Consider the following 13,326-nt stretch of genomic DNA (forward strand, 5'->3'; position numbering starts at 1 on the left):
TGGCCGGGAGTCACGGGCCCCCAATTTGGCCAGTCTAGCCGGGCGGACTCACCCGGACCAGAGGAACGGGCGCGCAGTCGCGGTCCGGTCCGCCCCTACGCCCTACGCGCCTTCGAGGACCTGGCTGGTGGCCCAGGCAAGGTATTTTGCGGCGTTGGCGACAGCGTCCTCCGGGCTGCCGGCGACGTCCAGGAGTTGCGCGCCGGCCACCACTCCGTGCCGGGCCAGGTCCTCAGGCGTGACGAGGATCCGGCCGGCAACCACGATCACGGGAATGCCGAGGGCCTGGGCGGCATCGGCAAGGGCGATCGGAGCCTTGCCCGTCAGCGACTGGCTGTCCATGGAGCCTTCTCCGGTGATGACCAGGTCCGCCACCGCGAGTTTCGCGGCAAGCCCGGTCAGGCCGGCCACCAGTTCGAAGCCGCCTTCCAGGGCGGCCGTGCTGAAGGCCAGGAACGACGCCGGGAAGCCGCCGGCCGCGCCGGCGCCGGGCACATTGACGTCCCGGCCCGTCGACTCGCGCAGGACCGAGGCCCAGTTCCGCAGGCCGGCGTCGAGCAGCTCCACCGCATCGGCGTCGGCGCCTTTTTGCGGACCGAACACGTGTGCTGCCCCGTCGGTGCCGTACAGCGGGTTTTGGACGTCGACGGCGATCCTGAACTTTACTTCGGACAGCCGTGGATCGAGGCCGCTGATGTCCACGGACGCGACGTCGGCGAGCGATCCGCCGCCGAGGGGCACGACATTCCCGGAGGCGTCCAGGGGCTTGAGTCCGAGGGCCCGGAGTGCGCCGCTGCCGCCGTCGCTCATGGCCGAGCCGCCCACGCCCAGGACGATTTCGTTGGCACCGGCGTCCAGCGCGGCGGCGATCAGCTGCCCGCAGCCATAGCTGTGGGCGCGCAGCGCGTTCGCCGGGGTGGGCTCCATGTGCGCCAGCCCGGATGCCTGGGCCGTTTCAATCACCGCGGTGGCCCCGCCGAAGGCATCCGCGCGGATAGCCCAGGCGGCGCCGATCGGGGCCAGGATCGGGCCAACGACCGCGTTGAGCCTTTCCTCATAACCGGCCGCGACGGCCGCCTCGAGGGTCCCCTCGCCGCCGTCGGCCACCGGAAACTGGATGGCCTCGGCGTCCGGGTAGACGCGCAGGGCGCCTTCGGCAATGGCGGCGGCGGCTTCGGTGGCGGTGAGGGAGCCCTTGAATTTGTCCGGGGCGATGAGGATGCGCATGGGTCTATCCTGCCAGTCCGGCGTGGCCGCGGCACCAACAAGGGCGCCAACAAGACGCGCGCCCAGGACGTGGTGTCCAGTCGTGGTGTCCGGTCGTGGTGTCCAGTCGTGGGGACGGGGCGCGGCGGCTGGGAGCACAGCTAGGCCCAGGTCCCGCGCTCCTGAAGGACCGCCTTGAGCAGGTCGGCGCGGTCCGTGACAATGCCGTCGACGCCGACGTCCAGCAGCCGGTGCATTTCCGCGGGCTCGTTGACCGTCCACACATGGACCTGCAGGCCGTGCCGGTGGGCCCGCCGGATGAAGCCGGACGTCACCACGGGCACCGCGCCGTAGCGGACCGGGACCTGCAGGGCGTGGACCCCGCGCAGTGCCCGACGCGCCACGAGGGACATCAGCCGCGCCGGCAGCACCGGGCCCAGAAGGACGAACACGGCGCTGGACATGATGCCGGCCGAGCTCGCGGCGGGACGGCTCAGCCGCTTCAGCACCGCACGGCGCCGCCGGTCCGAGAAGCTGGCCACCAGCACGCGGTCGTGCAGCCCGTGGCGTTCGATCGCCGAGGCCAGGGCGCCCACCGATTGCCAGTCCTTGACGTCGATGTTGAGCCGGATGTCCGGGAAGGCCGCAATCAGCTCCTCGAACCGCGGAATCGGCTCGGTTCCGCCGATCCTGGCCTGCTCCACGGTCTCAGCCGGAAGGTCCGCGATCCGGCCTTTCCCCTGCGTGATCCGGTCCAGGGTGGGGTCGTGGAAGAGCATCAAAACGCCGTCGGCCGTCGTGTGGACATCCGTCTCCAGATGCCGGTACCCGAGGTCGACGGCGGCGCGGAACGCGGCCATCGAGTTCTCGAGCCCGTCCAGCGAGAAGCCCCGGTGGGCCATCGCCAAGGGCGCCAGGGAACCGCCGGAGACACGGGTAGCGGCGTCCTCCGGGCTGGCGTCGTGGTTCCCGCGGGGGGCGAAGTACGGGTGAGGGCTGGTCACTCCTGAAGCGTACCTGAGCCTGGACCTGCCGGCCCGTGAGGTCGAACCGGGCCGCAGGCGGGAGGACGGCAGCGGGCAAAGGGGCTCGGCGGGGCCGGTGTCAGGAGTCGTGCGGTCGGATTTCGACGCCGTCGGCGCAGTGCAGCAGTGTGCGGCCGCGGCCGCCGTCGAGGTCCACCCAGACGACGCTGTGGTCCGCCGTCACTGCGTCCACGAGGCCGCTGGTCTCGACGCCCGGGGCCAGCCGGACGCTGACGCGGTCGCCCTGCCGCAGCTGCCTCCAGTGCGGGTCCGGCTCCGCCGGTCGCAGGGGTTGATCGTCCGTGTTGTTGATGCGGTGCCTGGCCATGATGTCCCCACTATCGGTCATACGAACTGTCGCGAGACTTCAGCCTAGAAGGGCAAGGTGAACGCCAGTTGACCGTCCGCTGGGAATCCGGTGTCCGGCCGGGACGTGCATCAGGACGCCGGCGGGCACGCCGGGACGTGGACCTCGGCCCCGGACGGGGCCGGGATGTCGGCTGCGGCGCCCTTAGGTCAGCCGCACGCCGAGTTCGGCCAGCTTGGCCTCGAGGATCTGGGCGACGCCGTCGTCGTCGAAGTGCGGGGCCTGCTGGCCTGCGGCGCGGATCGCTTCGGGGTGGCCGCTGGCCATCGCGTAGCCGTGTCCGGCCCAGCGGAGCATCTCGATGTCGTTGGGCATGTCCCCGAACGCCACCACGTCCGCCGCGCCAATGCCCAGGGACGCCGCATATTCGGCGAGGGTCACGGCCTTGTTCACGCCGGGCAGGGAGAGCTCCAGCAGGGCCATGTTCGGCGCCGAGTGCGTCGCGGCGGCCAGATGGGCGACGGCGGGCGCCACGTCGGCGAGGAATTCGTCGGCGGTGCCCTCGCGGAGAATGGCCAGGAACTTCACCACAGAGTCCCCCTCGGCGAGGGTGGTGTGCAGCGGGGCCGGCGTGAATTCCGCGAGCAGTTGGCTTGAGCCGTTTTCAATGAAGCCCGGTTCCAGGTGGAAGCCGGTGAGGGTCTCGGCGGCAAACAAGGCGGACGGACGCAGCTGCTTGATGATGCGCCGGATCTCGAACACGGCGTCCAGGTCCAGGGTCCTCGCCGAGAGCATGCGGTCTGCCTCGAGGTCCCACACGACGGCGCCGTTGGAACAGATGACCGTTCCGGTGTGCCCCAGCTGGTCCTGCAGGGGGTGGAGCCAGCGCGGCGGCCGACCGGTAACGAACACCAGTTCCAGCCCGGCGTCGCGGCAGGCGTGGAACGCGCGGACGGTCCGTTCACTGATTTTGCCGTCATGGCCCAGGATCGTTCCGTCGATGTCACTTGCTACCAGCCGCATAGAGCCAGTCTACGTGGACCGCGGCGGCCGGCTCCCGCGTCCGCATCCGCCCGGGTCGCGTCCAGTTCGCCGGACCGCGTCGGGTTCGCCGGAAATTTCCGGCGAACTGGAGAGTTTCCGGCGAGTCCGACGGCGGAGGGGCTCAGTGCCGTTCGAAGATGCCGGTGAGCGTGCCCCGGCCCAGGATGTGAGCCGACAGCTTCGATTCCAGGCTGGCCGGAGATGTGCCCTCGTTCAGCCCGGACCGCGCAACGTCGAGTGCGTGGACGGTGATGACGTACCGGTGCGGCCCGTGCCCGGGAGGCGGTGCGGCCCCGAGGTAGCCGTGGAACCCGCCGTCGTTCTTCAACTGGATGGCCCCCGGGGGAAGGACGTTGCCGCCTTCGGCACCAGCCCCGGCGGGCAACGACGTGACGTCGGCGGGGACGTCCAGCACGGCCCAGTGCCAGAAGCCGCCGCGCCCCGGGGCGTCGGGGTCGAACATGGTCACTGCGTAGCCCTTGGTGCCGGCCGGGGCGCCGCTCCAGCTCAGCTGCGGCGACTGGTCCTGGCCGCCTGCCCGCATCCGGCCGCTGCGCTGGGCAGGCGGGAGGGTCTGGCCCTCCGTGAAAGAGTCACTGCGGACCGGGAACACCGGAACATCGTGGCGTGTCATGGCTGCCTTTCACTTACTGCAGGGGCTGCGCGCCCGTTTCCATCCGTGCCATCTCCGCGCGCGTGGGCGGGTTGGCGCCCGCGCGGGACACGGTGACCGCCGCTGCCCGGGAGGCGTGGGCGAGGAGATCGCGGAGGCTTTCGGCGGACAGTTCGCGCAGGGCCTTGCGGTTCTGGGCCCCGTCCAGGCCCAGGTCCACCACGCCGGACAGCAGGGCGGCCATGAACGAATCCCCCGCACCGACGGTGTCCGCGACGTTGATCTCGGGGGCGGGGAACTGGGCGGCACCTGCGGCGTTGACGCCCCAGGGGCCCTCGCCGCCGCGGGTCACCACCACCATGGCCGGCCCTTCCGAGCCGCCCAGGGCCAGCCAGCGGCGGGCCGAGTCCAGCGGGTCAGCACCCGGGTAGAGCCATTCGAGGTCCTCGTCGGAGGCTTTGACAACGTCGGCGAGGGTCACGAACTTTTCGGCCTGCCCGCGGGCGAAGTCCACGTCCGGGATGATGCTGGGGCGGCAGTTGGGGTCAAAGCTGATGGTGGCGGACGGGTGGGCGCGTTCGACGGCGGCCAGCACGTCCGCGGCGCCGGGCGCCAGCATGGTGGCGATGGAGCCGGTGTGCAGCAGTGTGGTTCCCTGCAGCAGGAAGGGCAGGCGCGCTGCGACGCCGGGAAGCTCCCAGGCGAGGTCGAAGGTGTAGGTGGCGGCGCCGGCGTCGTCAATCAACGCGGCGGCCACGCTGGTGGGCAGCTCGTCGGGACCCAGCGGGAGCAGCACGGAGCTCGACTTCAGGTGCGCGGCCAGGGCCTCCCCGTAGGCATCGCGGCCATAGCGTCCGATGAACTGGACCGGATGGTCCAGCCGGGCCAGCCCTACCGCCACGTTGAGGGGGCTGCCGCCGACATGGGCCTGGACGCCGGAGGATCGCTGGACTACATCAACCAGCCCCTCGCCTATAACTGTGAGCATGCTCATACTCTGCCAGAGAATCCGTTCCGCGTCGTTTGGTTACCTCCAGCCGCCGGACTGGATGCCGGCGTTCAGGCCGCCGGGGTGTCCAGGGCAATCCCGGCGGACGCGGCCTCGGCGAACCGGGCATCGATGTGGACCACGTCCCGCCCGGCCCGCTGGAGGAGGCTGGCGGCGATCCCGGCACGGTACCCGGAGCCGCAGTGCACCCAGAGCTTCCCGGCCGGGACCTCGTCAAGGCGCAGCAGCAGTTCGTGCAGCGGCACGTTGACCGCGCCCACCACACGGGAAGCGGCGAATTCGTCGGCCCGGCGCACGTCCAGGACGGTGTCACCGGCGCCCCGGCCGGCGAGCACGCCTTCCCAGCCCACACGCGGGTACGAGGCGAGGGCGGCCTGCGGGGCCAGGGTGTGCGGTTCAGTTCCGAGCGCGGCGTCCGGGGATTCGATGCCGATCCGGGAGAGGTCGCGGATGGCGTTCTCGATATCGTCCCGCGAGCCCACGAGGGTCAGCGGTTCACCCCACGGCAGCACCCAGCCCAGGTAGGTGGTGAAACTGGAACCGGAGCCGTACTCGAAACTGACGCTGCCCTTGAGGTGGCTGCTGGCGAACGCCACGCGCCGCCGCACGTCCACCACCCACTCGCCACCCTCCAGCCGCCGGGTGAGCTCGGCGGGATCAAGCGACGCGGGAACGGCCAGATCCGCCGGACCCGGGCCCCGGACGTTTGCCGGACTCATGTGGGCGTAGTAGGAGGGGTAGTCCGTGAGGTTGGCAATGAGCTGGCGGACGAAGTGGTCCTCGTCCGGGTCCGTCAGGGCGTGGTTGGCGGCGAGTTGCTCGGCGATGGTGGAGGACCGGGCTCCGGTGGCGGGTCCAGAGGAGCAGAACGAGCCGAATCCGTGGGTCGGGAACAGTGCGGCGTCATGGCCGGCCTCCGCGGCGAGGCGCCGGACCGAGGCGTACTGGTCGTGGGTCAGGCCCACGGTGTCCGCCTCGGCCACAAGGTCGGTGCGGCCCACCGAGCCGTACAGCAGGCTGCCGCCCGAAAAGACGGCCCGCTTCCCGCCGTCGTCCACGATGAATGACATATGGGTGTGCGTGTGGCCGGGCGTGGCGACCGCCGTGACTGTGAGCGAGCCTACCCGGACGCTCTGGCCGTCCGTGATGGGGGTGCGCTCGAACGCCACGGGATCGGCGGCGTTCACCAGATAGCTGGCGCCGTGGGCGCGGGCCAGGATCAGCCCGCCGGTGATGTAGTCATTGTGCAGGTGGGTTTCGGCGACGTGCGTGATGGCGACCCCGGCGTCGCGGGCGGCCGCCTCGATGCGGTCCGTGTCACGCTGCGGGTCGATTGCCAGCGCCACTGAGCCGTCGTGGACCAGATAGCTGCGGTCCCCGAGCTGGCGGGTCTCGATGACGATGACTTCCATGGCCCCTCCGTTAGGTCAGCCCGCTACGGTCAGCCCCGGTTGACGGGGTGCCCTTCGTCGTGCCACTGCATGATCCCGCCGGTGACGTTGACGGCGTCGTAGCCCTGGTCCTCCAGGTACGCGGTGGCCTGGGCGCTGCGGCCGCCGGCGGCGCACATGACATAGACCGTTCCGCTGGCCGGAACCTCGGCAAGGGACTGGACGAAGCGCGAGAGCGGGATGCTCCTGGCGCCGGGAACCCGGACGGCGGCGAATTCGTCTTCCTCGCGGACATCGACGATTTCGGTGTCGTCGCCCAGGGCGGCCAGGTCCTTTACGGAGATGCTCTTCATGCCTGTTCCTTTCGGGGGCACCGGAAGGCCGGTGCATATTTCAGTGCGTATTTCAGCTAGATCATGATACCCCTTGGGGTATCAGCGGGCTGCGTGCAGCGCCTTCCCCCTACGCCCCAGTCTCCCTTAAATCCGGCCCCACAACTATCCTGCGGCGCGGTCCTGCTGGTACACATCCGGGATGCCGTCGTGGTCCGAGTCAATCCTCTCTTCCGCCTCCGTCTGGCGGTAGTGCTTATTCCGGGCCTGCAGCACGGCGGTCGCGAGGAGCGCGGCTATCACGGAGGCCGCCAGGATCCCCACCTTCGCATGGTCATCGTGGACAGTGCCTTGGCCGAAGCTCAGCTCGGCAACCAGCAACGACACCGTGAAACCGATGCCGGCCAGGATCGAGAGCCCGAAGACGTCGATCCATTTGAAGGAGCTGTCCAGCCGGGCACGCGTGACCTTGGTGATGAGCCAGGTGGTTCCGAGGATTCCGGCGGGTTTTCCGAGCACGAGAGCCAGGATAATCCCCACGGCCACCGGGTCCGTCAGCGCGGCGCCGAGGCCCGTCAGGCCGCCGACTGCCACTCCGGCGGAAAAGAACGCGAAGACCGGGACCGCGATTCCAGCCGAGATGGGACGGAACCGGTGTTCAAAGGTCTCCGCAAGGCCCGGCCCGGCCTCTGGTCCGCCGCTGGCCCGGGAACGGAGGACGGGGACAGCAAAACCGAGCAGGACGCCGGCCACGGTGGCGTGGATGCCTGAGGCGTGGACCAGCGCCCAGGTGGCGGCCCCGAGCGGCAGCAGGATCACCCAGGCGGCCAGTGCGTGCAGACCGAAGAACCGGGGGTATTTCTGGACCAGGAACGTGTAGAGGCCCAGCGGGATCAGGGCCAGCAGGAGCGGCACGGGATGGAGCTCGCTGGTGTAGAAAATCGCGATGATGGTGATGGCCAGGAGGTCATCCACGACGGCGAGGGTGAGCAGGAAGATCCGCAGCGCACTGGGCAGGTGGGAACCGATGATCGCCAGCACGGCGACGGCGAAGGCGATGTCCGTGGCAGTGGGGATGGCCCAGCCACCCAGGGCGTCGTGGCCGGCGAGGTTGACCGCTGCATAGATGAGTGCGGGAATGGCGACGCCGCCCACGGCGGCGGCCACCGGGACCACGGATTTGTTCAGCTGGCGCAGGTCGCCCGCGACAAACTCGCGCTTCAGTTCGAGGCCGACCAGGAAAAAGAAGATGGCCAGCAACCCGTCGGCCGCCCACGCGCCCAGGCTCAGGTCCAGGTGCCAGGGCTCGTAGCCGAGCCTGAAGTCGCGGAGCGCGAAGTAGCTCGCCGACGCCGGGGAGTTGGCCCAGATCAAGGCGATCACCGCCGCGGCGACCAGCAGGGCGCCACCTACGGTTTCCTTCCGCAGGATTTCGCCGATCCGCAGGGCCTCGGCGTAGCTGCCGCGTCCAAAAACCGAGAGGCGACGGGGTGTGGGAATAGGTGGCAGGGCGCTCATGGAGTCCTCAAAGTAGGGTCGACGGAACTATGCCGACCAGACTTCCCGGCGCACCTGCGTCAAGTCTATTCGCTTCCGGCGGCCCGCGGGCCGGGCTGGAGGGCTGCCTGCGGGCTGGAGGGCCGGGCCGATTTCAGACCAGCAGCTGCTGCACGAGCTCGCGGCACTTCCGGTAGGCGGGTGCCTTCGGATCAATGAGGGCAAAGTGGTCGCCGGGGACCTTCAGCAACTGGACCGGCGCGCCGGCCGCCTTGGCTGCCCCGACATAGGTCTCGGACTGGCTGACCGGCACGGTGTCGTCCTCAATTCCGTGCACGGCATATACAGGCACGCCCAGCGGCACCGCGCTCATCGGGTCCGCGAATTTATGCCGTTTGGGATACTTCTCCGACGACCCGCCCAGAAAGTTGCTGACGGCGCCGTTGCTGAGGTTGAGCCGCTCGGCGGCCGCGAGGTTGAGCACCCCTGACTGGCTGACGACGCCGGTCAGCTGCACCGCGCCGTCGTCGTCGCCCCGACGCGTAAGCTGCCGGTCCGCATCCGGGGCTCCGAGCCCGGCGAGCCTGCTGCGTCCGGCCGCCCAGACCGCAAGGTGGCCGCCGGCCGAGTGGCCAAGGGCGACCACCCGGTCAAGTCCGAGTCCGTGCTCACCGGCGAGCTCGCCCAGCTTGTCGATTCCGGCCAGGACGTCGGCAAAAGTGTTGGGCCAGCCGCCGCCGTTGCCGGCCCGCCGGTATTCCAGGTTCCAGGCTGCCATGCCGTGCGCGGCTAGGTCCTTGGCGAGGGGCTCCCCAAGCTCCGCACCGTACTGCGAACGCCAGTACCCGCCATGGATCACCACCACCACACCCTTGGGCGCGGCCACCTCGGGCAGGAAGAGCTCACCCCACTGGCTCGGGTCCTCGCCGTACTGGTACTTCTGCCTCTTCACTGCGTCCTCCTTGGGGCCCGGTGAACAGGCGGCGGAGACTGCCCCCAGAGTCACCGCCGCTGCGGCAGCGATGATAGCCCGTCGCCGCATTTCAGCCATGTGCAGAGCCTACCTTGGGCTCCTAGCGGCTCCCCGCAGGCGGGCCCCCTGCACGCCGCACGCTGACGGCCGCTCCCGGAGAGCCCGCTGGGGCCGATGCGGGAGAGCCTGCGGGAGCGCTTGCGGGCCGGTGTCGGTGGTGCCCCGTAAGCTGGGTCCATGGCGAGCAACTGGGACCGTTTGGACCTGAGCCTGCGCGAATCCGTGCAGGAGAACGTGGAACTCTACGAGCGGGTCCGGCCTGCCCTGAAGCTGGTCACCAGGGAGGTCCTGCTCACGCTGCGGACCATGCTCAAGGACACCGAGGTCACGCCGTTGTTCGTCACCGGCCGCACCAAGACCGTGGAATCCTTCCGCGAGAAGATCTCCCGCACCGAGAAACCGTTGGAGCCCGGCGGTCCCCCAGTTTTGAAATTCCCGGATCCGTTCCGGACGCTGAACGACATGGTGGGGATCCGCGTGATCACCAAGCTGCCGGCGGAAAACGCGGTGGCGGCCAACCTGATCAAGCGCCAGCGCCAGCTTTTTGACTGCCGGGGTGACCGCGAAAAGGACATCGGCTCGATCGAGTCCGGCACCTACGGCTACTCCAGCCGGCACCTGATCCTGCGGACCATCCAGAACGAGGCCGTCAAGGAGTACCAGCAGGCCTTCAACCCGGAGGTCCCGCCGAACGGCAGCTACTTCTTCGAGTGCCAGATCCGCACGGTCTTCGCGCACGCCTGGAGCGAGATCGAGCACGACATCCGGTTCAAGGCCGAGGACCCCCGGGCCTGGACCCCGCACTTCGACCGCCAGTTCACCGCGACCGCCGCCATGCTGGAGACCGTGGAAAGCGCATTCTCGGACCTGCACGAGCGCTACGAAGAGGTCCGCGGTTACTGGGACGTGGACGGCGAGGGTGCCGCGCCGCTGACGCCCAACCGTATCCGCGACGTCTGGCGGACCCTGTTGCCACACGTGGACCGGAAGGTCGATGACGACTGGGGCTGGGCCGCCGAGCTCATGGCCGCCCATGGCCTCAACCAGACCATGCAGCTCGCCGGGCTGCTCAGCGCCAACCGGATCACCGAGGTCCGCCAGGCGCTGGACCACCGCTACTCCCCCGGCCCGGACCGGCTGCTCGATGACCTGCTGCTGTGGCAGTACGGCACCGAGCACATCGAACTCACCGCCGAGCCGGCCGACGCCGTCCCGCACCCCCGCCGCGACAGCCTCCTCCGCCGGCTCAAGCAGATCGAGCGGTACCGGCTCACGCAGGGCTAGCGCGGGCAGGCACAGGCGGGGGCAGAAAGCAGCGGGTGCCGCGACGTGCCTTCTGCAACCCTGCGACCCGCTGCCCACTGACCCGGGGCCTGGCTACCCGTGGGCCCCGCTTCCGTTGCCTCCCGGCCTCCGCGGATTCTTGCCTCCGTGCCTCCGTGGATTCTCCCCACCTTGCCGAGTCTCACCATCTGGGCGCGGAAATTCCCCACCTTTGACGCCGCGACGCCGGAACACACCGGCGGTTCGGCCCGACACGCCGGGCGGGGACCTCAAAGGTGGGAAATTCCGGCGTCGAGGGCGGGCACACGAGTGGGAATCCCTGGTTTCGCCCGGCAGCGCCTTCCACCTCTCCGCGTCTCCCCACCTTGCCGGGTCTCCTCATCTCGGTGCGCAAATTCCCCACTTTTGAGGCTTCGACGCCGGAACACACCGGCGATTCGGCCCGACACGCCGAGCGGGGACCTCAAAGGTGGGGAATTTCGGCGTCGAGGGCGGGCACACGAGTGGGAATCCCTGGTTTCGCCTGGTGGGGAATTCCGGCGGCGCAGTCCGGCACGGAAGCAGGCCAGGCCCGCCCAGTCAGGCGAACCGTGCCAGCGGGTTCCCCAGCCGGCCGGCCATCTGCAGTCCGCCGGACGGGTCGCTCAGGTCCAGCATCTGCTGGTTGTTGCGCAGCTGCAGCCGGTTCAGGCAGGACAGCGGAAAATCCTGGGCGAACAGATCATGCCGGGCAAACTGGGCCGCGAGTTCGGGATGCTCAGCCTGGTAGTCGCGCACGACGTCCGCGGCCGTGCGCCAGAAGTCCTCGCCACTGAGCTTGCCGTCCTCCTCCAGCAACGCGCTGAGGAACCGGAAAATGCAGTCGAAGACGTCCGTGAAAATGGCCAGGACCTTCTCCTTGTCGGGGATCTCGACCTTGATTCGTGCCACTTCTTCGGGCAGGTCCAGGCGGTCACCCATCACCACGATTTCCTCGGCGATGTCCTTCATGATGGCACGGACCGGAACGCCGTTCTCCAGGATCAGGATGACGTTTTCCCCGTGCGGCATGAACGCCAGTTCGTAGGCGTACAGGCAGTGAACCAGCGGGACCAGGTAGGCCTCGAGGTAGCGGCGCAGCCACTCCACGGGTTCCAGGCCGGAACGCTCGATCAGCGCGGAGACCATCGGCTTGCCCGCGCCGTCGACGTGGAGCAGGGACGCCATGGTGGCCAGCTGCTGCCCTTCCTTTAGCAGCGGCAATGGGCTTTCCCGCCACAGCGCCGACAGCATTTTCCGGTACGGCGATTCCTTCGCCGCAGCGGCCTCGTAGTAGCCGTTGTGATAGCCGATCGCGGCGACTTCGCGGATCAGTCCCAGCCCGCGCTTCTGCAGGGCGGCGTCGCCGAGGATCAGTTCCCGGAGCCAGTCGTTGATGGCCGGGGTGGCCTTCATGTACTGCGGTGACAGTCCCCGCATGAAGCCCATGTTCAGCACCGACATGGCCGTCTTCACGTAGCACTTCTCCGGCGAAACCGTGTTGAAGAACGTCCGGATGGACTGCTGGGCCTGGTAGTCGTCCGCCCCGATCCCGAGGTGGACGATGTGCTGCTGCGCTATTTCGGCGGCAAACGTCACGGTGAGCTTGTTCGCCCACTGCCACGGATGGACCGGCATCAGGAAATACTCCGCCGGGTCCAGGCCCTGGGCTCGCAGCTCGGCGTCGAAATGCTCGACGGCGGACGCCCCCAGTTCGGCGTCGAGGTGGTCCCGGTAGCCGAGCCCCTCGGCGGACGTGAAGACGGCCCGGGTCCGGTGCACCGCGATCCACTCGAGCTGCACGGCGGCACCGGCCTCCGGGGCGAAGGCGTGATAGTCAGCGATGCCGAAGCCCAGCCGCCCGTTGTTGGCCACGAAGCCGGGGTGGCCTTCGGTCATGCTCCGCTCGATGGCTTGGAAGTCCAGGGCGGGGTCGGCTCCGCCGGTCACGCCTGCCGCAAGTTCAGCGGCGGACGGCTGCCCCCTCCACTGCTTGTACGCATGACTGGCGAGCGTGCTGCTGATTTCTTCAAGGTAGACCGGAAGCATCTCCTCGCGGATTCCGAGGGTCTTCCGGAACTCGGTGATGAAGCGCAGGGCATCGAGTTCGGTCCCCTCCACCGCGGAACATGGCCCTTCTTCAGGCCCGGGCTTGGACATATCGGGATATGTCCCCGCTTCGAGGCGGCGGATGGGCATGTCCGCGATGGACCAGTGGTCCAGCTCCAGTTTCCGGGCCGTAAACCGGTATTCCACGGAGCCGTCGTCGCTGGTGACGCGGTACTCAGCGGGTTCCCGGGAGCCGGTCTTGGCAATGCCGGGTTCGACGCTGCCGGGTTCGGCGCCAGCGGGTTCAGCGCCCACGGGTTCGGGCGTGAGGATCCGTTCGTGCGAGAACTCCGCGAGCGCTTTGCGGATCAGGTGCCGGTTGGCGGCGGCCCAGCGTTCAGGGGTCAGGTGGGCGGTGGCGTTACCGGCGGCCAGGCCGCCCGGAGAGAGGTCGGTGCCGGCGGCCAGGCCGTCCGGCGAGAGGTCGGTGCTGCCGGCAGTCTGGACGGATTCAAGTT

The 13,326-nt window shown here is 69.2% G+C and carries 12 protein-coding genes; 1 reads left to right on the plus strand and 11 read right to left on the minus strand.

Annotation, left to right across the window (positions count from 1 at the left end):
• Window positions 1-102: 102 nt before the first annotated feature.
• The 10 genes from AC1DDO_RS07365 to AC1DDO_RS07410 all read right to left on the minus strand — a co-directional run bounded on the left by AC1DDO_RS07365 (window position 103) and on the right by AC1DDO_RS07410 (window position 9,376).
• Window positions 103-1,227: a glycerate kinase gene (locus AC1DDO_RS07365; protein ID WP_476866864.1), complete on the minus strand. Its 1,125-nt coding sequence runs from the start codon at window positions 1,225-1,227 to the stop codon at window positions 103-105.
• Window positions 1,228-1,367: 140 nt separating this feature from the next.
• Window positions 1,368-2,210: a glycerophosphodiester phosphodiesterase family protein gene (locus AC1DDO_RS07370; RefSeq protein WP_476866863.1), complete on the minus strand. Its 843-nt coding sequence runs from the start codon at window positions 2,208-2,210 to the stop codon at window positions 1,368-1,370.
• Window positions 2,211-2,310: 100 nt separating this feature from the next.
• Window positions 2,311-2,559 carry a hypothetical protein gene (locus tag AC1DDO_RS07375; RefSeq protein ID WP_476867075.1) on the minus strand — a complete coding sequence of 83 codons (249 nt, stop codon included), beginning with the start codon at window positions 2,557-2,559 and terminating at the stop codon, window positions 2,311-2,313.
• A gap of 183 nt (window positions 2,560-2,742) precedes the next feature.
• Window positions 2,743-3,561, minus strand: coding sequence for an HAD family hydrolase (locus tag AC1DDO_RS07380; RefSeq protein WP_441408277.1), 819 nt, complete (start codon window positions 3,559-3,561; stop codon window positions 2,743-2,745).
• A gap of 142 nt (window positions 3,562-3,703) precedes the next feature.
• A complete protein-coding gene (locus AC1DDO_RS07385) occupies window positions 3,704-4,216 on the minus strand; it encodes a YbhB/YbcL family Raf kinase inhibitor-like protein (protein WP_476866862.1) in 513 nt (170 codons plus the stop codon).
• A gap of 13 nt (window positions 4,217-4,229) precedes the next feature.
• Entirely contained in the window at window positions 4,230-5,183 is a 954-nt protein-coding gene (locus tag AC1DDO_RS07390) for a carbohydrate kinase family protein (protein ID WP_476866861.1), read from the minus strand.
• Between the two features lie 71 nt (window positions 5,184-5,254).
• Window positions 5,255-6,616 (minus strand): MBL fold metallo-hydrolase, encoded by a 1,362-nt coding sequence (locus AC1DDO_RS07395; protein WP_476866860.1) that lies wholly within the window; start codon window positions 6,614-6,616, stop codon window positions 5,255-5,257.
• 29 nt (window positions 6,617-6,645) lie between these two features.
• Window positions 6,646-6,948: a rhodanese-like domain-containing protein gene (locus AC1DDO_RS07400; protein ID WP_441408281.1), complete on the minus strand. Its 303-nt coding sequence runs from the start codon at window positions 6,946-6,948 to the stop codon at window positions 6,646-6,648.
• 144 nt (window positions 6,949-7,092) lie between these two features.
• The gene (gene nhaA / locus AC1DDO_RS07405) at window positions 7,093-8,445 is read right to left on the minus strand and encodes a Na+/H+ antiporter NhaA (protein WP_476866859.1); all 1,353 of its coding nucleotides are present in this window, start codon (window positions 8,443-8,445) and stop codon (window positions 7,093-7,095) included.
• A gap of 133 nt (window positions 8,446-8,578) precedes the next feature.
• Entirely contained in the window at window positions 8,579-9,376 is a 798-nt protein-coding gene (locus AC1DDO_RS07410) for an alpha/beta hydrolase (RefSeq protein ID WP_476866858.1), read from the minus strand.
• 258 nt (window positions 9,377-9,634) lie between these two features.
• On the opposite strand from AC1DDO_RS07410, the gene AC1DDO_RS07415 reads away from it, so the two are divergent.
• Window positions 9,635-10,741, plus strand: coding sequence for a GTP pyrophosphokinase (locus AC1DDO_RS07415; protein WP_441408284.1), 1,107 nt, complete (start codon window positions 9,635-9,637; stop codon window positions 10,739-10,741).
• 579 nt (window positions 10,742-11,320) lie between these two features.
• Here the strand turns inward: AC1DDO_RS07415 and AC1DDO_RS07420 are convergent.
• Window positions 11,321-13,276, minus strand: coding sequence for an IucA/IucC family protein (locus AC1DDO_RS07420; RefSeq protein WP_476867074.1), 1,956 nt, complete (start codon window positions 13,274-13,276; stop codon window positions 11,321-11,323).
• Window positions 13,277-13,326: the final 50 nt, after the last annotated feature.

The sequence above is a fragment of the Arthrobacter sp. 10N43 genome, assembly GCF_056394525.1.